General features: G+C 35.9%; 16 protein-coding genes. 5 read left to right on the top strand and 11 right to left on the bottom strand.

Features of this window, described 5'->3' with window-relative positions; translation table 11 throughout:
• Positions 1-41 precede the first annotated feature (41 nt).
• The 6 genes from sov to AC1W31_RS10085 all read right to left on the bottom strand — a co-directional run bounded on the left by sov (position 42) and on the right by AC1W31_RS10085 (position 12631).
• The gene (gene sov / locus AC1W31_RS10110; RefSeq protein WP_481734315.1) at positions 42-7394 is read right to left on the bottom strand and encodes a T9SS outer membrane translocon Sov/SprA; all 7353 of its coding nucleotides are present in this window, start codon (positions 7392-7394) and stop codon (positions 42-44) included.
• A 337-nt stretch (positions 7395-7731) separates the two neighbouring features.
• On the bottom strand, positions 7732-8331 hold the full coding sequence (gene ruvA, locus AC1W31_RS10105; protein ID WP_481734314.1) for a Holliday junction branch migration protein RuvA: 600 nt from the start codon (positions 8329-8331) through the stop codon (positions 7732-7734).
• Positions 8332-8499: 168 nt separating this feature from the next.
• Positions 8500-10050 (bottom strand): lytic transglycosylase domain-containing protein, encoded by a 1551-nt coding sequence (locus tag AC1W31_RS10100; RefSeq protein ID WP_481734313.1) that lies wholly within the window; start codon positions 10048-10050, stop codon positions 8500-8502.
• Between the two features lie 310 nt (positions 10051-10360).
• Positions 10361-11782 (bottom strand): Asp-tRNA(Asn)/Glu-tRNA(Gln) amidotransferase subunit GatA, encoded by a 1422-nt coding sequence (gene gatA / locus AC1W31_RS10095; protein WP_481734339.1) that lies wholly within the window; start codon positions 11780-11782, stop codon positions 10361-10363.
• Positions 11783-11933: 151 nt separating this feature from the next.
• Positions 11934-12143 carry a Sec-independent protein translocase subunit TatA/TatB gene (locus AC1W31_RS10090; protein ID WP_481734312.1) on the bottom strand — a complete coding sequence of 70 codons (210 nt, stop codon included), beginning with the start codon at positions 12141-12143 and terminating at the stop codon, positions 11934-11936.
• Between the two features lie 59 nt (positions 12144-12202).
• Positions 12203-12631, bottom strand: coding sequence for a YkvA family protein (locus tag AC1W31_RS10085; RefSeq protein WP_481734311.1), 429 nt, complete (start codon positions 12629-12631; stop codon positions 12203-12205).
• A 233-nt stretch (positions 12632-12864) separates the two neighbouring features.
• Here AC1W31_RS10085 and mdh point away from each other — a divergent pair, with 233 nt between their 5' ends.
• Positions 12865-13803, top strand: coding sequence for a malate dehydrogenase (mdh, locus tag AC1W31_RS10080; protein ID WP_481734310.1), 939 nt, complete (start codon positions 12865-12867; stop codon positions 13801-13803).
• A 178-nt stretch (positions 13804-13981) separates the two neighbouring features.
• Here the strand turns inward: mdh and AC1W31_RS10075 are convergent, their stop codons facing one another.
• From AC1W31_RS10075 to AC1W31_RS10065, 3 genes are read right to left on the bottom strand one after another with little or no spacing between them, the layout of a single operon-like run.
• The gene (locus tag AC1W31_RS10075; RefSeq protein WP_481734309.1) at positions 13982-14401 is read right to left on the bottom strand and encodes a hypothetical protein; all 420 of its coding nucleotides are present in this window, start codon (positions 14399-14401) and stop codon (positions 13982-13984) included.
• A gap of 26 nt (positions 14402-14427) precedes the next feature.
• Positions 14428-15936 (bottom strand): acetyl-CoA carboxylase biotin carboxylase subunit, encoded by a 1509-nt coding sequence (locus tag AC1W31_RS10070; protein WP_481734308.1) that lies wholly within the window; start codon positions 15934-15936, stop codon positions 14428-14430.
• A 37-nt stretch (positions 15937-15973) separates the two neighbouring features.
• Positions 15974-16342, bottom strand: coding sequence for a hypothetical protein (locus AC1W31_RS10065; RefSeq protein WP_481734307.1), 369 nt, complete (start codon positions 16340-16342; stop codon positions 15974-15976).
• Positions 16343-16695: 353 nt separating this feature from the next.
• Between AC1W31_RS10065 and AC1W31_RS10060 the strand changes: the two genes are divergently transcribed.
• Together AC1W31_RS10060 and AC1W31_RS10055 are read left to right on the top strand one after the other, a co-directional pair.
• Complete coding sequence (locus tag AC1W31_RS10060; RefSeq protein WP_481734306.1) at positions 16696-17982, top strand: aminotransferase class I/II-fold pyridoxal phosphate-dependent enzyme; 1287 nt, start codon at positions 16696-16698, stop codon at positions 17980-17982.
• Positions 17983-18133: 151 nt separating this feature from the next.
• On the top strand, positions 18134-18316 hold the full coding sequence (locus AC1W31_RS10055; RefSeq protein WP_481734305.1) for a histone H1: 183 nt from the start codon (positions 18134-18136) through the stop codon (positions 18314-18316).
• Between the two features lie 76 nt (positions 18317-18392).
• On the opposite strand, the gene AC1W31_RS10050 is transcribed toward AC1W31_RS10055, so the two are convergent.
• Positions 18393-19769, bottom strand: a complete 1377-nt coding sequence (locus AC1W31_RS10050; protein ID WP_481734304.1) for an OmpA family protein — start codon at positions 19767-19769, stop codon at positions 18393-18395.
• A 176-nt stretch (positions 19770-19945) separates the two neighbouring features.
• Between AC1W31_RS10050 and hisB the strand changes: the two genes are divergently transcribed.
• A complete protein-coding gene (gene hisB / locus AC1W31_RS10045) occupies positions 19946-21067 on the top strand; it encodes a bifunctional histidinol-phosphatase/imidazoleglycerol-phosphate dehydratase HisB (protein ID WP_481734303.1) in 1122 nt (373 codons plus the stop codon).
• 110 nt (positions 21068-21177) lie between these two features.
• Here hisB and AC1W31_RS10040 read toward each other — a convergent pair whose 3' ends face one another.
• On the bottom strand, positions 21178-21606 hold the full coding sequence (locus AC1W31_RS10040; RefSeq protein ID WP_481734302.1) for a YybH family protein: 429 nt from the start codon (positions 21604-21606) through the stop codon (positions 21178-21180).
• A 171-nt stretch (positions 21607-21777) separates the two neighbouring features.
• Here AC1W31_RS10040 and AC1W31_RS10035 point away from each other — a divergent pair.
• Positions 21778-22607: diacylglycerol/lipid kinase family protein (locus AC1W31_RS10035; RefSeq protein WP_481734301.1), on the top strand; the 830-nt coding region annotated here is incomplete at its 3' end.

Genomic DNA, 22607 nt, shown 5'->3' with positions numbered 1-22607 from the left:
TTTAGGGTCGTCGTACTTTTGTTGGATAACGCCCCTATTTGTTATTCTGATAAACTAAATCTTACCTGAATTCCTGCTTGATCAGTTGAACGATAATATTGATTTGACACTAATGGATTATTGAACATCCTGTCGTAATAGGCAGTTACTAATAATCGTTCCGTAACTTTATAACTCGCTTGCGGGCGGAATTGAAATTGCGTAAATCCATTCGTAACTACGGGGCTTTCATCTAATTTTCGTTGAATCGTTCTGGTATCTCTGATGGTCAATTTAGCATCAAATTTCAAGTCATTTTTGAGCCTCACTTTTTTCCCTCCCACTTTAAATGGAATTAATACGTTTGCTCTGGTAAATCCAACCCCTAACACTAAATCCTTATTGCTCAATTCATTCACGTAACTATTCGCTAAATTTAGCCCAATGTTTCTATCTTGATTGTAACTAACTTGTAGAGAAATTTTACTTTTTGTGGTAGCATTAATCCCAATTAAAGGCGAGAATTTTTCTTGAAAAGTTATCACACTCATCGCATAAATTGGCACTAAATATTGATCTCCGATTTGATCTTTGTAAGTAATATCATCTTGTCTAACAATTTGTCCTTTACTTAACGTTGCTGTGTTGTACATCATATTATCTAAAGTCAACAATGAAACATCTTTATAGCCCAAAGAAGACACAAAATTCCCGACGCTATACGTAGATGAATAAGCGTGTTGGATAGAAATATTAGAAAATTTACGTTTAAACCAGCCAATATTTGCCAAGCCATTATAATCTACTCGCCAGTTAGGAAGTGGAATATTTACAAACGGCGAGAAGCCAACTTTATCGGGTGCTACACCACTATAAGCCGCAAAAAACGCTGGAATCAATACATCTTGAGAATTCAAATCATATTTTCCTTCCAGTCCTTCGGCTCTATTTTTTGCATTTAATCTATCCAACATAATGGTTCTGTAACCTCTAAATCGGTTAAAAATCACAGAATTATCATCGGGCGAATTACTATCAAATGCCGTTAAAAACGATAAAAATGACATGCTATAATTTCCAGAACGGACAGGACTGAAATCTTTAAAACCTGTATGTGCGCTATCTTGCCGATATAATTCTTGGTAATTATCCGATCTGCTCCATCTCCCCTCCAACTGAATTTTGAAATCTCTGAAAGGCTCAATGGCCGTTCTGTAAGTTAGGTTTTGCGTTCTAACTTGCAAAAAAGGAATATTCAACACACTACTTTTGGTTAGCCATCCATTTTCAGAGGCTCGATATCGAATATTTGGGTCTTGACTACCCGTGATAAAATCCAGTCCTGGAGCAGAATTAATGCTGTTCATTCCCAAAATGCCAGGCGTTGGTAAAAATCCAGCTAAAGAAGTTGATTCGTCAATACTATAATTCACTTGTATTCCTCGAATTGCCATTAACAAACGGGTAACACTTCTCACAAAATTGGGTTGTGGTTTTATAATATCTTCATCATCACCAGGATTTCGAGCCACGTTTTTTCGTTCAACTCTCGGCTGATTGGCTAATCTCAATGCCCGAATTCTATTATATAATGACACAAAATCTACCTTTCCATTAATACTACGGTTACGAGTATTTTTGATAATATTTCCGAATAAATAACCCTCATCATCTTTAATTTCATAAGAGTTAGCAAAATAAGTATAACCAAAACGATGACTGTAATCTGCTGACATCCAGTCGGTTAATGGTGATTTATTCAAAGGCAAACGCCAAACGGTGTTCACATGTTGGTCAAAACCTTTGGTTCGGCCAAAACGTCTAAGGTTTTTAGCCACTGAATCACGGTCGGCTTGGGATTCTAATCCTCCAAAAGGTTCATCAATAATAGCATTAACGGTGGATACGTAACCTACTACTATACTTTTTGTAAGATTCCAATTTAGATTATAAGCACGATTAAATAGCCAATATTTTTCAAAAAGCGGTGGAATGCCGTTAGTGGTTAATTTGGGCGTTCCAGTTCCTTGTACTGCCGTTGGGTCAATATTTCGAAGTTGCGTTTTGATAAAATTTCTATCCATATCCGCCCTTAAAGTTACAGAATTGGGTAATGGCGTAATATTAAAATCCTTCACCCAGCGCAATAGCGGATGATTTGATTTCATTTTCTTGAAAGGTTCAATCGCTTTTGGATTTCCCGTAAATGAATACGTCAAACCTCCTTTGTATTGCGTTTGTTTGTATTCATCAATCAAAGTATTTCTGCGAGTCAATTCTGAATAAGCGTAGGTGAGCGTAAAATTTTCAACATCCCAAGGATGAGAAACGGTATTTTGTCCCGTTTTAATTTTCCGAACGTTCGTTAAATTAATGCCTTTTCTTTCGGTATTATCTTGGGTACTTCTTTTGTAATTTTCTTTATCAGCTTCACTCCCATTCAAATTTGCCAAAGAACTATCCAAAGACACATCGGGGTCGAGAGGATTAAATCTTGGCGCAATATTTTTACGGTCATAAGTAACGTACAAAGGAATTTTAACGCCCCATTTTTCTGGTAAAAGTTTATCCACGTTGATATTTGCGGCAATTCCATATTCCATCGTGGTTTCTCTGGCACGTTCCGAAATCTTAGATTGAACCCCACCAAAACCATAATTTTTGAACGAGCCGTTCATCGTAATATTCGCAAAATCGGCTAGTTTCAAATTCAATTTTCCAATGGCAGCTTGTCCAGAAGTTTGTTCAAAACCAGAGGCCCGAAGTTCATCCACCCAAATACAAAAAGTCCTATCTTGACTTCCCGAAGATATTGGATTTCGAACCCCAATCATGGTATTTAATACCGTACTCAAATCTGGCCGACCAACCACCGAAATAATGTATTTTCGACCATTATAAAATACCGAATCTGAATATGATTCGGTTATTTTTCCATTATTTCGATCTCTTTTCAATTTCACGCTTTTCAAGGCATCAAAAGGAATATCTATTTCATTGGCTGTGTTCCAAACTTGTTCAGCTGATTGAATACCGTACTCAGTTCTGCTTAATCCTTGCGTTTCAATTTCATAATAGTTTTCCGTTAAATCGGTTCCAAAACGAACAAACGCTTTTACTTTTTTATCAATACTCAAGTCTGGACTGTTCATACTGATAAACATTCTTAGGTTTTTGTAATTGATAAAATCCGATGAAGTATTTTTGAAAGCGGCTCTTGAGTCTCCCGCACGAAGGTTTTCAACGCACAAACTCATAGATTGCTCATTCAAAGGAGCATTATTGATGGTTGTAATATCTCTGTCACGCTCAAAACCTGGAGGCACAACGTAAGCAACCGATTGTCCACTTTTTGCGCCACCTTGCACCGCACCATTTTCTTCAATATTTACCGCCGTTACCTTAAATTTTGCATCGTAAGGTTCAGGAACATTTTGCAAACCTCTTGGTGTTAAATCTCCCGTGAATTTACGATATTGAAAACCTGCCAATTGAAAAGCCGCAAAACGACACACAACGGGTTGTTCCCAGCCAGTCAAGAAAGTACGAATAAAACGCATATTTTTTAAACCATTAATTCCACCCACTGCTTTGGTTGGCGATTTCAAAGGAATTCTGAACAAATACCACTCTACCCCGCTTGGTTCTACGATTTTATCCACAATATAATTTTGTCCAACCCGTAATTTTTCCGTTTTAATATCAATTTCATACTGATAATAAGCTTCATTATCATTAACGGTATTATCTTGATTCAAATCCTCACGGTCTGGTTGTTGGGTATTGGTTTGCGTATTTCCTAAATTGGTACTGCTGGTCGTGGTGGCATTTGAGGTTGGCGAATTGTTTTCCAAGCCCATATAATCTTTGTAACGAAGGATTAAACTGGAAACATTATTATATTTTTCACTCAAATATCCGTGATAGTCATCTCCCGCTGGGTCGTCTAAAAATACTTGTTTTGCCTTGACATCTGTTATAATACTACTTACTTTATCAAGGTATGATTTAAAAAAACGCTTTTCGTCATACGTATCATTTTCTAAAGTCGTAACGTTTGCCAAACCATCCAAACCAACATCTTGAGCCGTTCTGGCTTGTTCGCTTCCTGTCGTAAAAGCATTGGTTACAAATTGTTGCGTTGGCGCAATTCCCCAGATGGTTTCTTCGATATTTTGTCTTTTTCCTGCCACTCCTTCTTTCACTTTTTCACCCGCAGGAATACCATTTTCAAAATTTGAAAACCCATCTGGCACAAAATCTTCGGAAATATCACCAAGATTAATGACCAATTTTCCACCCGTTTCATTTCTCCGCTGACTGTTTGGTCTATCCACGTTAAGGTCGCCCGTTGCTCTTACAATACCCGCATCGCCCGAAATCAAAGGATTCATTAGCCAAAATTCAAGGGTTTCAATATTCGCATTGTCAAAATCGGTATCTGAAGTAATGGCACGAGTAATGGCCCCAAAATTTTGGGTAGGGTTTTTAAGCGTACCATTCGCATTCAAATCTGTATTGAAATTATAAATACCTCTTTCAGAAGGAAAGTAAGAAATATCCATAATATTAATCGGAATATTGGTTACGCCCGCAATGCCCGTATTAATTTTATTCGGAAAAAGATTTCCACTTTGAACGGCTCTTTCGTAAGCATATTTTCCAGATTCTTCAGGATTTACGCCCAAACCATCTAAATTTCCGTTACCTACACCGTACAAACTAAAATCGGCAATGTAAGCCGAAATTTTGGCTCTTTTGAAATGCTTTTCTAAATTCTGAGGTGTACCCTGCGGAAACATTTGCGGCGTAGAACCTGGTCGCCAAGCAATTGCCTGACTATTCAAACTAAAAATATTTCGGGCAGCTTCAAAATCATCAATAAAAGAATTGTTTTGCACTGCACTATTTACCGCAGGAACTAATTGAGCAAATTCCCCACTGAAATCAAAGGCCGAAGTTTCTTTGGTTGAAATCAAGGGAAGTGCATCAACCAGGCGAGTTAAAAAATTGGATTTTTGTTGAATGGCCGCATCAAATCCAAAAATCGTATTGTTTACAGGTTCATTACCCATTTGTACCCGACGCAAATAGCCCGGAGGACTTTCACTCATGCGTTGAATAGTGGCTCCCAAATGCAAATTTTGACCAATGTTATAATCTAAATGCGTTCCTAATAGTGTACGAATTTGATTATTGAATAAATCGGGTTTTTCGTAACAAACCTTTATTTCACGACCAGAATTTGAAACACCCGAATTCAAAATACGAACTCTACCCGACTGAGGTTCAACAATATAATCCGTCCCTGCCGAAAGCGGAACACCTCCAGCGGTAACCGTCACAGATTTTGCATCAACCCCAAAAGGCAAAGAAACATCACCGCCAACACCCGATTGAAAACTTCCTTTCAAGAAGAATTTATCTTTACCTGTTAACTGAATCGCATCGGTTTGGGTAGAAGAATAAAGTTTATCAAAAACGTATTTATCAATCAAACCCACTTCGTCAAGATTAAACTGAGCCCTCAATGATTTCCCAAATGGTTCAAGCACAGGAAATATAATTTTTCCGTTTTTGCTGTCCACCGTAATTCCTTCTACGTAATCAAAATTCCCATCTACTTGTGGGTCATTGTTTACGTTTAATTTATCAAGTCCCATCACTCTCAATAATGGTATATCTTTCAAATTTTGACCCTCTTGCAAATTTGGATTGTCAATACCCGTTTGGTCATCTTTATAAATTACTCTTAACTGAAAACCTTGTCTGGTAAGTTGTTGAGCATTAAGGGAATAAATATTTTTCATCATCAAATTCCACATCGGATGATCCAAATTATTCCGAATAGTTGATGATTTCAATAATTTTAGAAATAGTACTTTATTATCTTCCAAACTCTGATAATCCTCGGTCAATTCACCTACTTGATGGCGTTGTCCATCTTTGGTATATTCATAAGAAACCGCTAAAACTTCATCATTTCTTAAAGGAGTAATTAATGAAATATAGCCCAATTCTGGCTGAAAACGATATTCTCTATCCGATAGTTTTTTTGCCCCACGAAGCAAATCATAATCCGTTCCTTTCTTTAAATTGAATTTAGATTCTAATCGGAAAGAAGTTTCATTGGCTTTCCGAAGCACTGATGAATCGGCTCTTAAATTTTGGAATAATAAATTGTTTAAATTATCAACTGGGCTATTTGCATTTTTAGCTCCCCTTGGTTGCGTATTTGGATTGGATTTATTGTAAGGATTTCCTTCACCCAAATCTGAAAAAGCTACTAAATTTCTGAGCGTTTCGGTGCTTTGAGTACGGTTCGTTACGTACACTTCCAGACGTGTAATAGTTACGCCCGAAGTAATCATGGGAAGATTTTTTAACGATTTCTCGTAATTATCTCTAAAATATTGAGCAAGAAAAAAGTGACGATTTTCATCGTATAAACTTCCCTTAATCTCAAAACTTTTTCCTTGCGAACCTCCTCTCAAAGTGATACAGTCTTGTTTTGAACGTTGTTGAGCCGCAACCGCCGTAATATCTAAATTGCCAAAACGCATTAAAGTTTTGATACCAAACAAATTCTGAACGCCCGGAATCAATTGACTATTTAACTGCCAAGAAGTATTTCCAACTTCTACATTTTGTAAAATATCTTCTTCATTGGTGCGCCAATTCAGTTTTAATTGGTTCTGAAAATTAAAACTTGCTTTCGTATCGAAATTGGTATTTAAATTAAGTTTATCGCCAATTTTTCCTTGAAAATTTATTTGTGCTTGTTCATTAAAATTCAAATTACTGATACGTCTTAATTCAACGGGAATTGTTGGAATATCGTTAAACTGCGTGATATATCCAATATCCAATAAAATGCTTCCATTGGGTTTAAAGTCAATTTTTGTCCCTCCAAAAATACGGTCGATGGCGGGCGGAAGTTCGATTTTTGGCAAAAGCCCTCTCCCACTTGATTCGTCTTTTCCATCTTGCGAAGCGGCAAATTTCCGCCAATAATCACGCATAAATCGGTCTTCTTGACGATTATTAAAATCTTGAATCGTCATCCGTTCAGCGGGGCGAAAATTGTCATTTCCCGATAAATTCTTCGTTTTTTCGTATACTGAAATCTTGCCTGCCGAGTCTAATTTAAACTCCGTATTGATATTTTTGGGGTCTTTTATAATAAAAGGAGAAGTAGATGTTTTTTCAGAAAACTTATTAGCGTAACGGTCTTTCAGTTTGAATTTAGGACGGCGTCCAGATTTTTTAATCGTATCAGCTTTTGAAGATGGAAAGAGGTTTTTACGGATATTATAACGAAATACAACTTCATGCAAAGGTGATACCCACGCAAGCGATGCAAAAACCGAAAAAACAAGAAATCCAGAGATTATGTAAAACTTTTTATGTTGCACAGTTGATTAGCTTAGTATTTTATAAAACATAGTTCACGAGTTGAAGAAAAAAAAGAAAATTAAATTCTTGTGACGTGTCCTGTGTTCTTTTGTGGTTGATAATTATCCAAGAATTAAGAGGGATTATTTAACAGGATTATCTATTTTGAAACGTCTAAAACCCTGCCAATATTATAAAAGGCTTAGAAAATTTAGGGATTGAGAATTCAGTAATTGGATAATTTGGAATTGGAGATTAGGCAATTAAGGATTTGGGTTTAAAAGATTGGATATTCGGGATTGATGCTTTATTAAAATCCTCAATTAACCAATCCTCGATTACCCAATTACCTTATCCTTAACGCAAAGCTAACTTTATCAATTGTTCTACCGTAACATCGTCGCCTTCTTTCTTCAAAATTGCTTCTAAGCTCTTCTCTGCAACATTTTTTGGAATTCCCAACGTAACTAAAGCCGCTAATGCTTCATTTTTAACTTTTGCATTAGAGACGCCAAAAATAGTGGTTGCCGTTGAAGCGCCTCCCAACATATTTTCTTTACGAAATTTATCTTTCAATTCAATAATAGCTCGTTGGGCAGTTTTGGCACCAATACCTTTGATACTTTGAATAGTCTTCACATCTTCGTGCATCAAAGCGTGACGAATTTCGCTCGATGATAACGATGAAAGCATCACCAATGCCGTGCTTGGTCCGATGCCCGAAACACTCAATAAATCCATGAATAGCATTTTCTCGTCTATATCTTTAAAACCAAAAAGGGTGTGTGAATCTTCTTTGATACTTAAATAAGTGAATAGTTTGCAACGCTCAATACCATCTTGAAGGGCGGCATACGTTTGTAAGGATATTTTCATTTCGTAACCTACACCGTTTACGTCAATAATTACGTAGGCGGGGTCTTTGTAAGTTAATTTACCGTCAATATAAGCAATCATAATTTATTAAATTCTTAGCGACATTTAAGTCTTTATAAAAAAGCATTTTTTCAAAAATAAATAAAAAATCCGCATAACTGAAATGCTATGCGGATTTTGATAAGTTTAAATGGAAGTAGAGAATAAATTATTCGGATAAATACCTAACCCCAAATTCCTAACACCTTATTAAGAAACTCTAATTTTCATTCCAGCTTTCACTACGTTTCCTTTTATACCGTTTAATTTCTTCAATTTATCAATGGAAATTCCTCCGTACCGTTGTGAAATATTCCATAAGGTGTCACCAATTTGAACGTTATAGAATTTTATTTTACCTTTTTTAACGGATTCTTTTTCAGGAGTATTAATACGAGCAAATTTCACTTGACTTGTTACAGCTCTTTCTTTAAAAATAACCAATTTTTGACCCGGATGAATCGTAGATTTTTGCAAATGATTCCACACTTTAATATCAAATATTTCAACGTCAAATTTATCAGCGATTTCCGTTAAATTATCTTTTTTACGAACGGTATAATATTGTTTTTTAGGTTTTTTGTTGATTACTACATCTTCAATATCATCTTCAATATCATCTTCAATTACCTCTTGTTCCACTACCATTTTAGGTTCTGAACTCGCCACTCCCATTACAGGTGTGGTGATAATGATCGCTTTTTCATCCGATGAATTACTGGCCAAAACCTCCGTAGGTTGTGCAGGTATTTCAACAAATACTGATGGAATTTTTGTGGCAGAATCAAGAATTGCCTGGCGATTTGCTTTAAAGAAAGCAATGTCATTTTTAGGTAAACGTAAAGAAAAGTTACGAGTATAACCTGGCAAAATATGCGTTAATATTTGCGGATTTAATTTCTGAATATCTTCTAAGCTAATAGAACTCAAACTTGCTAACTTATCTAAATCTAAATAAGAATTTATATGGATTGTATCGTGCGCAATAGCTGTTTCGATGTTTTCTGGAAAAATATCGTGCGAATCTGCGTGGTTAATCATGTATAGCATACCAATATATTGCGGTACATATCCACGAGTTTCACGGGGCAGACAGTCATAGATAGCCCAAAAAGTTTGTCCACCATTACATCTACGAATGGCACGACGCACATTGCCCGGGCCAGTATTGTAAGCTGCTAACACCAAATGCCAATCACCAAAAATTCTGTATAATTGCTTCATATACTTACAAGCAGCATCGGTAGCCGCCTCTGGGTCGAAACGCTCATCCACATATTCATCAATTCTCAAACCAAAATCTACCCGAGCTGTTTTAGGCATAAATTGCCAAAGTCCACCCGCACCCGCACGAGAAATTACTTTTGGATTTAATCCAGATTCAATCAGAGATAAATATTTCAATTCATCTGGCAAGCCATATTTTTTCAAATATTTTTCATAAATCGGGAAATACACGCCTTTACGTTCCAACATTGTTTTAGTAAATGATGGTTTGCGGTAGGCAAAATATTCCACAAATTGATGGATTGTGGCATTATACGTCAAGGGGATTTCCTTCTGTAAAGCCAACAAACGAGGCTGAACAATGGCAGGGTCTATCAACCATGTTTGTTCCAAAACAATCGGTGCTGGCGTGGTAACAACAGTTGAATCAGTTGAAACAGGCGGATCTGTACTGCCTGTCACTTGTGCATTGGTAGCGAAGCCCGTCAATAACAGGGAGCTAACAACGTAAGACTTGATGGTGGCGATTGTCATAAAGTAAGGAGTTAATTAACTGTGGAATAAGTGGTTAATTATTCTTGTAAGGATAAACAAAATTATGAAAATATAACCAAAAAATCTAACCTTTATTATATTGAACTGTATATTTTGAAGTGCAAAGTGATAGAAGAATAAGGTTACTTGTAAATGAGAATATTATTATTTGAAGTAAAGAGATATTTTTATTTTGCAAAAATCCCTATTTATTTGAGTATTACCCTCTATTTTAATATTAACTTCCCAAAGTTTTAAATCCATGAAGGAGTTATTTTGGAAAGTTAGCATTAAACGACTTTACAATAAGTTATATTTCGATACGCTTCGCAAAAGCTAATAATTCAGCTTCTTTAAATGCCCCACCCATAATTTGAAAACCAATGGGTAATCCGTCCTTATCAACACCATTTGGAATTGAAATAGCGGGTAATCCAACCACATTTGCCTGAACTGTAAATAAATCGCCCAAATACATTTGGATTGGGTCAGCTGTTTTTTCACCCAATTTATAGGCCGTCGTTGGCGTGGTTGGACAAACAATAAAATCGTAAGTTTCTAATAAATTATCGGTATATTCTTTGATTAAACGCCTAACTTTCTGAGCTTTCGTGTAATAGGCATCGTAATAATTGGCACTCAAAACGAACGTTCCTAACATGATTCTTTTCTTGGTTTCTTTTCCAAAACCTTCAAATCGAGTTTTTTTATAGAGCGACATTAAATCGGTGGCTTCCGAACTTCTATGGCCAAATTTTACGCCATCAAAACGATTAAGATTTGAACTTGCCTCCGCCGTTGTGAGAATATAATAGGTTGGCAAAAAGGATTTTATCAATGGAAAATCTACTGCCTCAACCTCGTGACCTTGAATTTTCAGGTTTATCAATTTTGCTAAAGTTGCCGCTTTTACCTCTTCCTGCAATCCATCGCTTTCAACAGCATCTTTCAAATAACCAATTTTAAGTTTTTTAGTCTCAGTTTTAAAAGCTGAATATTCTTCAACGGGAAGATTTGACACGGTACTATCTTGTTCATCTTTTCCAGCAATTACTTCTAATAAAATAGCAGCATCTTCCACGGTTTTTGTTATTGGACCGATACAGTCAAATGAAGAAGCATACGCAATCAATCCCCAACGTGACACTCGTGAATAAGTGGGTTTTAAGCCAACTAAACCACAAAATGCGGCGGGCATACGCACAGAACCACCCGTATCAGTTCCTAAAGAAGCAAAGCACATATCCGCTTGAACTGCCACGGCTGAACCGCCCGAAGAACCGCCTGATACACGATTTTCACCTATTTCATTCAAGCAAGGCCCAAAAACTGAGTTCTCGTTGGTTGAACCCATGCCGAATTCATCACAATTTTGTCGCCCAATAATGATAACATCTTCATCCAAAACTCGTTGAACGGCAGTGGCATTAAATTGTGATTCAAATCCGTCCAAAATTTTACTTCCTGCTTGTGAAACATGGTCTTTATAACACAATAAGTCCTTGATTCCCAACACCATACCTGCTAATTTTCCTGCCGTTTTAGCTTTAATTTTTAAATCAATTTCATCTGCTTTCAACAATGATTCATCTTCGTAAACTGACAAAAATGCATTGAGTTTTTCATTCTTTTCATTAATATTTTTTAGATAAAATTCTACTAATTGACGACAGGTGATTGTTCCAGCGTAAAGGTCAGCTTGTATGGATTTTAATGTGGTATATTTCATCAAGTTATAAAAGTATCTTGCCACAAAGGCACTAAGACTCAAAGTTAAGATTTTCTTTGTGTTTTGGTGGCAAATTTAAAAGTTCATATAAAACAAAAGCATAGTCACGGCGATATTATCCCCTTAACTATGCTTTATCAAGATTTTTCAAAAACTATTTCGTAGTCGATTCGTCTTCAAAACTCTTTGAAATTTGATCAGTAACATCTTTTTGAGCATCTTTGAATTCCTTCATGCCCTTTCCTAAGCCTTTCATTAGTTCAGGTAATTTTTTACCACCGAAGAATAACAAAATAGCTAAACCGACTAAAATTAGTTCTGGAGCTCCCATGTTGAATATTAGATAAATTGAATTAAGTTCCATTTGTTTGAGTATTTAATTTGCGTAAAGATACGACTTGATTTATATAATTTATGTATTTTTTATTTGAATTTTCCTTGTTCCCATGCTTCAAAATTTTCGAAATCTTCTTTTAAAGAGCTAAAAAGCCATATCGTCAAAGCTAAGTCATCCGTCAAGCCGATAATTGGCAAAAAATCTGGAATGACATCAATTGGTGATATAAAGTAAATTAAAACGGCAATTATTTTCAGAATTGAACTCCAAGGAATAATTCGATACTCGCCACTAAAATAAGCCTTTATCATTCTACTTAATGTGGTAATTTTTTCTAATAATATTTGACCAGCACCCTTATTTTCATTACCTGCTACCTCTTTTGCCTTCGTGAGTGCTTCTTTAAGCAACTCCAAAATGGCTAATCCTCCACCCGCATATTTCCCAGCCTTTTGAGTAGCTGTTTTAAAAAAAAATGATTTTAAAATTTTAGCAACTAAATCTTCTTTCTTCATTATTTGATATTCTTTTTGGGGGTATAGTTTAATTTACGTTGAATTCTGGTTTACAGATTTTACAAAACTGATTTATTTTATAACTAAACAAATGGCTTTGATATTTCAATTTACCAATATTTCTTTATCTATTTTCTATAAATCCATAAAAAAATGTTTTCTGAATTTACAAATGACTTACTTTTGTGTCGAAGAATAAACATATTTCATTAAAAATAAATTCAATTTCAATTATGTCAAAAATAACTGTTGTAGGTGCAGGGGCTGTTGGAGCTACTACTGCCGATAATATTGTAAGAAAAGAATTAGCTGACGAAGTAGTAATCCTTGATATTAGAGAAGGTTTTGCCGAAGGAAAAGCCTTGGATATGTTCCAAACTGCTGCTATTTTAGGTTGGGATACCACTTTTACGGGTGTAACAAATGATTATTCAAAAACGGCAAATTCAGACGTAGTTGTGATTACTTCTGGTCTTCCACGTAAACCAGGTATGACTCGTGAAGAGCTTATCGGGGTAAATGCTGGTATCGTGAAAAGTGTTGTTGAAAATATCTTAAAATATTCTCCTGATGCTATTTTTGTGATTGTTTCTAATCCAATGGATACAATGACTTATTTAGCGTTGAAAGCTTCTGGATTACCTAAAAACCGCATTATCGGTATGGGTGGTGCTTTAGATTCAGCTCGTTTTAAATGTTATTTATCATTAGCGATGAATGTTTCTCCAAACGATTTACACGCAACTGTAATTGGTGGACACGGAGATACGACGATGATTCCTTTGACTCGTTTAGCTACTTGGAATGGTACACCTGTTACTAATTATGCAGATGCTGATACGTTGAAAAAAGTTGCGGCTGATACAATGGTTGGTGGGGCAACATTAACTGGTTTATTGGGAACTTCTGCTTGGTATGCTCCAGGTGCAGCAACAATGGCAGTAGTTGAATCAATTATCCGTGATGAGAAAAGAGTAATTCCTTGTTCGGTATTATTAGAAGGCGAATATGGTCAATCTGATATTTGTATGGGCGTTCCAGTTGTTTTAGGAAGAACTGGTTGGGAAAAAATTATTGATTATAAATTGAACGAAGAAGAGCAAGCACTTTTTGCAAAATCTGCGGATGCGGTTAGAAACATGAATAGTGTTCTTTCGACTTTATCTTTGTAGGTATTTGTGATTGAGTACATTGTTTAATAATTTTCACCCTAAAATCTTTGATTGGGGAACTTCCCGAAAGTTTTAAACTTTCGGGAAGTTGAAATAACTAATTAAATAGTGTATTGAGTAATTTGTGAGTTTCGTACTACAAAAATCACAACTCACAAATCACTAAATCACAAATAAACTATTGTGCCGCTTCTACCTTAGTTACAAAATACTCTGTATCACCCATCCAAGAAAATTTCATGTAACGTTGTTCGTAATGAAGTTTTACTCGTTTTCCAGTTGTCATTGCATCCTCAATATCTTTCGATAATTTTTCATCACCACCTGCGATCGTGAATTGCCATAAATTATTCGACATATTACCGACTTGTCCTTGCGCTCCAACGTTTAATTCTCCTTCATGGGTTTTGAAGACATATCCTTTCTTCGATAATTTAGAAACAACACCCGCTCTATCTCCTTCAGAATAAGCCATTTGGGTTGATAAAAATGCCAAAGCCACTCCTATTAAGGCAATAACCAGAAGTCCGATAAATAATTTTCTAAAAAAACCCATCGTTGAATGTTTTACTGAATTTAGTTGGTCGTTGAAAGCCATTGTTTTTGTTTTTATTTGAGAAATATCTATCTATAATTCAATCGATTTGCTTTCCAAGAACTTTCCTGCAAAGCCACGCCAACCGTTGATGCGGACGAATTTACCATTTTTTTATGGTTTAGTAAATAGCTTGCTAAAACTGCCGCAACTATTTCCTCCTCTTTATTTTCCATTTCATCCAATTTTTCAGGCGTAAAATAAAGTCCAATAAATCGGGTATCGAAATTTCCCGAAAGAAAAGCCTCATGTTTCATTACGAATTTACAGAATTGCAAAGTTGTTTCGATACCCGAGATTTTAAATTCATCAATGGCCCGAATCATTTTATCAATTGCCTCATTTCGGTCTTTTCCGTAAGTAATTAATTTGGCAATCATCGGGTCATAATAGATCGGAATGTCCATACCTTGCTCAAAACCATCATCTACTCGAACGCCATTGCCTTGCGGACGTACGTAGGTATCAAGTGTTCCGACATCAGGCAAGAAGTTATTCCGTGGATCTTCGGCACAAACCCGAATTTCCATGGCATGGCCATTAATTTTTAAATCTTCTTGTTTGAAAGAAAGCGGTTTCCCTTCGGCAATCCAAATCATTTCTTTTACTAAATCTACACCCGTAATTTGCTCAGTAACAGGATGTTCTACTTGCAGACGAGTGTTCATTTCTAAGAAAAAGAAATCTAAATTTTCGTCCACAATAAACTCAACCGTTCCTGCTCCGTAATAATTACAAGCCTTTGCCACCATTACAGCACATTGCCCCATGGCTTCCCGAATTTCGGGTGTTAGTACGGCCGAAGGAGCTTCTTCTACCACTTTTTGGTGTCGTCTTTGAATAGAACATTCTCTTTCAAAAAGATGAACAACGTTGCCGTGTTTATCGCCAAGTACTTGAATTTCAATGTGTTTTGGTGCCGTAATATATTTTTCAATGAAAACCGCACCATTGCCAAATGACGTAATTGCTTCAGAAACGGCTCTGTCCATCTGTTCATCAAAATCTGCTTCGTTTTCTACTACTCGCATCCCTTTTCCACCACCACCGGCGGAGGCTTTAATCAACACGGGATACCCAATTTCTTTAGATTTCTGCTTGGCTTCTACTCTATCCGTCACGGCATCGGGCGTGCCTGGCACCATGGGAATATTATATTTGGCAACGGTATGTTTGGAAGTTAATTTGTCCCCCATCAACTCAATACTCTCTGGCGAAGGTCCAATAAAAATCAATCCTGCCTCCGATACTTTTCTCGAAAAATTAGCATTTTCAGATAAAAAGCCGTAACCTGGATGAATGGCATCTACGTCTAAATCTTTACAAATCTGAATAATTTTATCGCCCAAAAGGTACGATTGATTGGAAGGCGGAGGTCCCACACAAACGGCTTCATCGGCAAAACGCACATGGGGCGAATTTCTATCAGCCTCCGAAAATATGGCAACGGTTTGAATCCCCATTTCACGAGCGGTACGCATTACACGCAAGGAAATTTCACCACGATTGGCGATGAGGATTTTGTTAATCTTTTGCATAAGTTTTTATATAATTCTTTTGTTTTGTTTCATTAGTTTATTCCTCCTCAAAATCCCTCCGCCCAAATAAGGCCCTGAAAGTTTCAGACATCGCAATTAAATCATGCACTTTATTTTTGGCCAGTTTCATTATTCTTACTTCTTGACTGGCTTGAATTCTTTGATCAAAATTATTCCAAAGGGCAATCATGTCATTCATATTTTCGGAAAAATGCTCAACGACATACCTTTCAAATCGAGTTCTTTCACCTTCTGTTAAAAATAGAACAACATGAAAATTTTCTTCCACAAAAAACCAAATTAATTGACTTCTTGAAAAATCTTTAATCATGGCATTATTATCTACCAAAAAGTCAATGATATCAACTTCTTCATCGGCGAACGAAACACTGTGTAAATTTGTCATAACGAGATTGCATTCTTTGCTGTGATACAGTTTAAAAATTAATCAAAAATCGTACTCTAAATGGTATTTCATTAACAATATAGCAAACCTAAATCATAATTTAAAACGATATTTAAAAGTTCTTGAAATATTACCATAAAACTTAAAACAATTGGGTTAATAAACTTGATTTAATACAAAGTCTCTGACATTTTGTATATAATGAAATAATATTTTAACTTTGTGAATATTTCAAGTTAAATACAGGATTAAAACCCAAAGTATATAACATTACTAAGATTTCAAATCCCTATCTCCGATAATTTTGAGGTTTTAAATTCTAAATTTTTGTAAAATCATAATCATAAAATAAAGTGGATATTTTCGATAAAGTTGGTAAAGGTCTTGGACCCATCGGAGCCCATGCTCACTATTCTCATCACTATTTTACCTTCCCAATGCTCACGGGGGAAATAGGCCCAAGAATGACCTTCATGGGTAAAGAAATGTTAAACTGGTCATTGAACAATTATTTGGGTTTGGCAAACCATCCTGAAGTTCGTGAATCAGATGCACAAGCAACTGCACAGTACGGATTGGCGGCACCTATGGGAGCAAGAATGATGTCGGGTAATTCTTTATTACACGAAGAGTTTGAGGCTCAATTAGCTGAATTCGTAGGGAAGGAAGATTCGTTTCTTTTGAATTTTGGATACCAAGGCGTTATGTCCGTTATCGAATGTATGTGCGATAGAAATGACATTATCGTTTATGATGCCGAAGCGCATGCTTGTTTGATTGACGGGATTCGTTTGCACAAAGCCAAAATGGGCGATTATTACAAATACAATCATAACGACATGGGTTCGTTGCGTAAGAATTTGGAACGTGCTACTAAAAAAGTTGCTGAAACGGGTGGAGGTATTTTAGTCATTACCGAAGGCGTTTTTGGAATGTCTGGAAAAGTTGGTTCATTGGATGAAATCGTAAAAATGAAAGAAGATTTCAATTTCCGTATTCTTTGTGATGATGCCCACGGATTTGGAACCATGGGAGACACAGGGGCAGGTGTTCCTGAAATGTTAAACTGTATGGATGGGATTGATTTGTATTTCTCAACCTTTGCCAAGTCAATGGCTTCAATTGGTGCTTTCATAGCCGCTGATAAAGATATTGTCATGTATTTGAAATATAATATGCGTTCGCAGATTTATGCGAAGGCTTTACCAATGCCTTTTGTGGTAGGCGGCATGAAACGTTTGGAGTTAATCAAAAAGCATCCAGAGTTTCGTGAAAAATTGTGGGAGAATGTTCGTGCCTTGCAACAAGGTTTAAGAGAAAGAGGTTTTGATATTGGAGAAACTACTTCGCCAGTAACGCCAGTTTTCTTGCACGGTGATTATGAATTGACTCACGTAGTTGGTTTAGTACAGGATTTGAGAGAAAATATGGGCGTGTTTTGTTCAATCGTAACTTACCCAGTTGTACCTAAGGGACAAATCATGTTGAGAATCATTCCAACAGCCTCACACACGCTTGAAGACGTTGAATATACAATGAATTGTTTCAAAATTGTACAGGATAAATTAACAGGTGGTGTTTATCGTCAAATAGCCGAGAAATTCATCGAAGAACAGACAAAACAGCTTGAATTAGTCTAATTTCCATGTTTTTTTAAAGTTTTTGTTGATTTTTTATAATTTGGATTTGGAAGATGTAATAAAATAGCTATATTTCGACCAGAAAGATACGCTACGGCGTATTTTAAGGCTTTTTTCAACTATTTATCCATCCTAAATCCAAGTTTCCATTATGAACAGATTTGCAGAAGTGAAAGATTTAATTATGTCATTAGAAGGAGATTTTGACAAGTTTTATGACAAAAAAAATCAAGCAGCCGGTACTCGTGTAAGAGGCGGAATGCAACAATTGAAGACACTTGCTCAGGACATTCGTACTCAAGTACAAGAAATGAAAAATAGTGAGGAGAAATAAAATTTTCGATTTACTATCCGTAAAAAAGGCTCAGAATTTATCTGAGCCTTTTTTGTTGGATTAAGAAAATACATCATTATTTTTTGACAACTTTTACTTCAATTCTGCGGTTTTTAGCTTTTCCTTCTTCAGTAGCGTTACTTGCCACGGGATTAGAAGAACCTTTTCCAGTGAAATCAATTCTTAAGTCTTTAATGCCATTGGCCATCAATAAATTCTTTACGACAAAAGCACGTTTCAAAGACAGTCTTCTATTTTGAAGAGAATCTCCTGTGTTGTCAGTATAAGCCGTAAGTTTAACTTGAACACGAGGATAAGCAGCCATAATTTTGGCTAAATCCTGAATGGTTTTATCCGAACCTACTACTAAATTTGGCGTATTTGATTCAAAATTCAAGTTATCAAAGGTAAAAGATTGGTTAACTTTCGCCGATGAATCCGTTAAATACTTGGCAAATTTATAATTGAAAGTTCCTTCCGCTAAATCTAATTTCTGACCATTAGGTAAATTAACTCCCATCGTTTTGGTAGTAGATGTGGCAGGCAAAGCCGTTGAATCTACTTTTGCAGTAGCCGTATCTTGTGGAAGGTTAGTGGTATCAATTTGAGCATTTGTTACTTGCTCAGTTTGAGACGTATCCGTTTCAATCGTTGAATTACTACTCAACTTACTCCAATCATACGTAGCAGCGAAATATCCAATTCCTCCCAGAGCAACGGCAATTAGAACTGTAGGCAATAACCATTTGGGTACGGTCATGCTGGCACTTTGTTCGCTATCATAATCTTTATCAGAATAAGTAACGGGTCTATTTTCAACGGGTTTCTTGGGCGTAATTGTTTGGGTAGTATTAGATTTAATTGTTCCTGTGGCAAATTGAACAGGCTTTATCTCCTCACTCATGAAAGTTGCCAATCCCAAAACATCGATCATTTTGGGTTGTAAACTTTCAGGTGTTTCATCCAAAAGAATACTTCTTTGGTCTAAAATTACATTCGCTAAACCCGTTTTGTCTAATCCTTGAGAAGAAACTAAGCTACCCAATTTATCCACCACTAAAGGAGCAACTACCGACAATAGAGCGGTGGCGGATGAATTTCTGACCCCCGCAAACTGCGAAATCATGGTAGCAATTGAGCTTTTTTTGTCGGGTAAAAGCATACTTACAACACTATTACCTTTTTCGACAAACCCCGCAAAACTTTCTTTATTTTTTAATAAGTCATCTAATTTTTCAATAATACTACCATTGGCACTTGCTTTTTTAACCACATTCATCAACGTGGTTGCTCCAGCTTCATTAGAAGCTCTTTTCATCAACCCTCCAACAAACGTTGGTACTAAACCTTCAAGAGCGATTTTTACTTTATCTTCTTTCTCTCCTATTAGTATTGCTGCCTTGCTTGCAACTTCACTTACTAATAATTCTCTTAATTCTTCAAATAAATTCATGTTCAATTTTTTTTAACAGATTCTGAAACAAAATTACAATCAATTCCTTTAATATCGGTCAATAAAATAGTTTCAATAAAAAATCACTGGTTAAATTTCTGATTAAAAAGTTATATTTTACAAACCAGATACTAATTTTGTGGTATATTTCTGCTTAAACACAGATTTAATAAAATATGAAAAAAATATTATTTATTGACCGTGACGGTACTATTATTGTCGAGCCACCCATTGATTTTCAAGTTGATTCGCTTGAAAAACTTTCCTTCCTTCCAAAAGCAATTTCTAATCTTCGCAAAATAGCTGAAGAAGCTAATTTTGAATTCGTTATGGTAACAAACCAAGATGGATTAGGCACAGTTTCATTTCCAGAAGAAACATTTTGGTTGCCTCAAAATAAGATGATGGAAATATTGGAAGGTGAAAACATTCACTTTGCTGACATTCACATTGACCGTACTTTTGAACATGAAAATGCGCCAACTCGTAAACCCAAAACGGGAATGTTGGAAAAATATTTTGATGAAACGCAATATGATTTAAAAAACTCGTTTGTATTGGGCGATAGACTGACCGATGTACAATTGGCGATAAATTTGGGTTCAAAAGCCATTTATTTGGGCGAAAAACCATTCGAGAACCAGGAACAAGAATCGGCAACTGCTTTGATATCAAATAATTGGGATGAAATCTATCAGTTTATCCGTCTGCCTGAACGTAAAGCCAAAGTTGAAAGAATTACGAAGGAAACCAAAATTTGGGTAGAATTAAATTTAGACGGAAAAGGACAGTCTAAAATTGAAACGGGATTGGGTTTTTTCGATCACATGCTTGATCAATTAGCCAAACATTCGGGGGCAGATTTGATTGTAAAAGTTGAGGGAGATTTGCATATTGATGAGCATCATACCATCGAAGATACGGCTCTGGCGTTGGGTGAGGCATATTTGACGGCTCTCGGAGACAAGAAAGGCATTGCCAGATACGGATTTAACATTCTCCCAATGGATGAAGCATTAGTTCACGCAGCGATTGATTTTTCGGGCAGAAATTGGATGGTTTGGGATGCAAAATTCAGTCGTGAAAAAATTGGCGAAATGCCGACAGAAATGTTTTTCCACTTCTTTAAATCTTTTACAGATACTGCCAAATGTAACTTAAATATTAAAGCAGAAGCTGATAATGAGCATCATAAAATTGAAGCTATTTTTAAAGCATTTGCCAAAGCAATAAAAATGGCAACCAAAAGAGAGATAAAAGATTTAGATATTTTGCCTTCAACAAAAGGAGTATTATAAAATTTTAGAAGGTAATTTTCTATGTTTAATATTCAATTAATTAGCAAACAGATAACTTACATCTGTTCTTTTTTATTTAAAAATTGAGCATTGAAAATTACCATTATTTACTACGAAGAATGGTCAGCCACAATCACCCATTGACCTTTCATTTTACGCCAAAGCAATGTATAATGTCCTCTTACATCGCCTTTTTCTGGGCGAGTTAAATGCCATTTCCCCACCACAAAACAGGCATCTTTAGCCATAAAATTAACCTTAATGATATCAAACTTCAACGTTCCCATCGTTGATTTATCAGGATAATTTTTCTTGTATCTCGCTAACGTGGATTTATATCCGTAGGTAACTCCAGACTTCCCAATGTACATCAGTGAGTCCGATTCCCAGTATCCGTACATAAAATCATTAACATTTCCGTCATTCCAAGCCTTTGTTTGCCGGTCTAAAATACTGAGTATTTGTTGTTTATCACTACTGGTTTGGGCGCTGACAACCAAAGAACAAAAGGAGAATAATAAAAGTAGGAGTTTTTTCATGGGTTATTTTTGCGTAAATTTGAGTTACGTTTTAACAATAATATATATGAAATTGAAAGATTATTTTGAAAAATATAAAGATTATTATTTAGTTGATGGTCTTATGTACTTGTCGTTTATTTTAGTCTTAGTATTTCTATTTATCTTTTTTAGCTGATGGTTTGGTTTGTGATGAACTTAAAGTCGGGAACAACTACACCCGCAAAGAAAAATAAAATTAAGGCTTTAATTTCAAAGTTGCCTGATTGTGAATTGATATTTACCGAATACGTAGGTCATGCCACAGAAATTGCCCAAAAAGCAGTTGCTGAAGGTATTCAAAAAGTGGTTGCCATTGGTGGGGATGGAACGGTAAATGAAGTTGGAAAAGGGTTAATTGGTTCTGAAACTGCTTTGGGAATCATCCCAATTGGTTCTGGAAATGGTTTGGCTCGTCATTTAAAAATTCCGTTGAAAACAGAAAAAGCCATTCAATTTGCCATAAATCAACCATTTTCTAATATTGACGTATGCTTTTTGAATGAAATTCCATTTTTCTGTACCGCTGGTGTGGGTTTTGATGCGGAAGTTGCCAATGAATTTGCGAAACATCAATCCAGAGGGCTGAAAACCTACGCAAAAATAGCGTTAAAATCATTCCGAAGTTTCAAACCAGAAAGTTATCATTTTGATAATCAGGAAGATAAAACTGCTTTTGCCATCACATTCGCAAATGCCACGCAATACGGAAATAATGCCCTGATTTCACCAAAATCAAAAATTGATGATGGACTAATTGAGATGGTTGTGTTGAAACCATTTCCTTTTGGCGCAGCTCCCATTATTGGCGTACGACTTTTTCGAGGAACTTTGCCCAATTCAAGATATATTGAAATGCAATCGGCAGAAGAATTTTCATTAAAGTCAGCGAAAGAATTTTTGATACATTACGACGGCGAGCCTTTGCAATTGAATACAAATGAAATCAACGTTACTATCAAAAAACAATCATTAAAAGTAAT

Source organism: Arcicella sp., from assembly GCF_964672035.1.
Note: the sequence above shows the minus strand (reverse complement) of the source record. Positions and strands in the feature narration are given on the sequence as shown.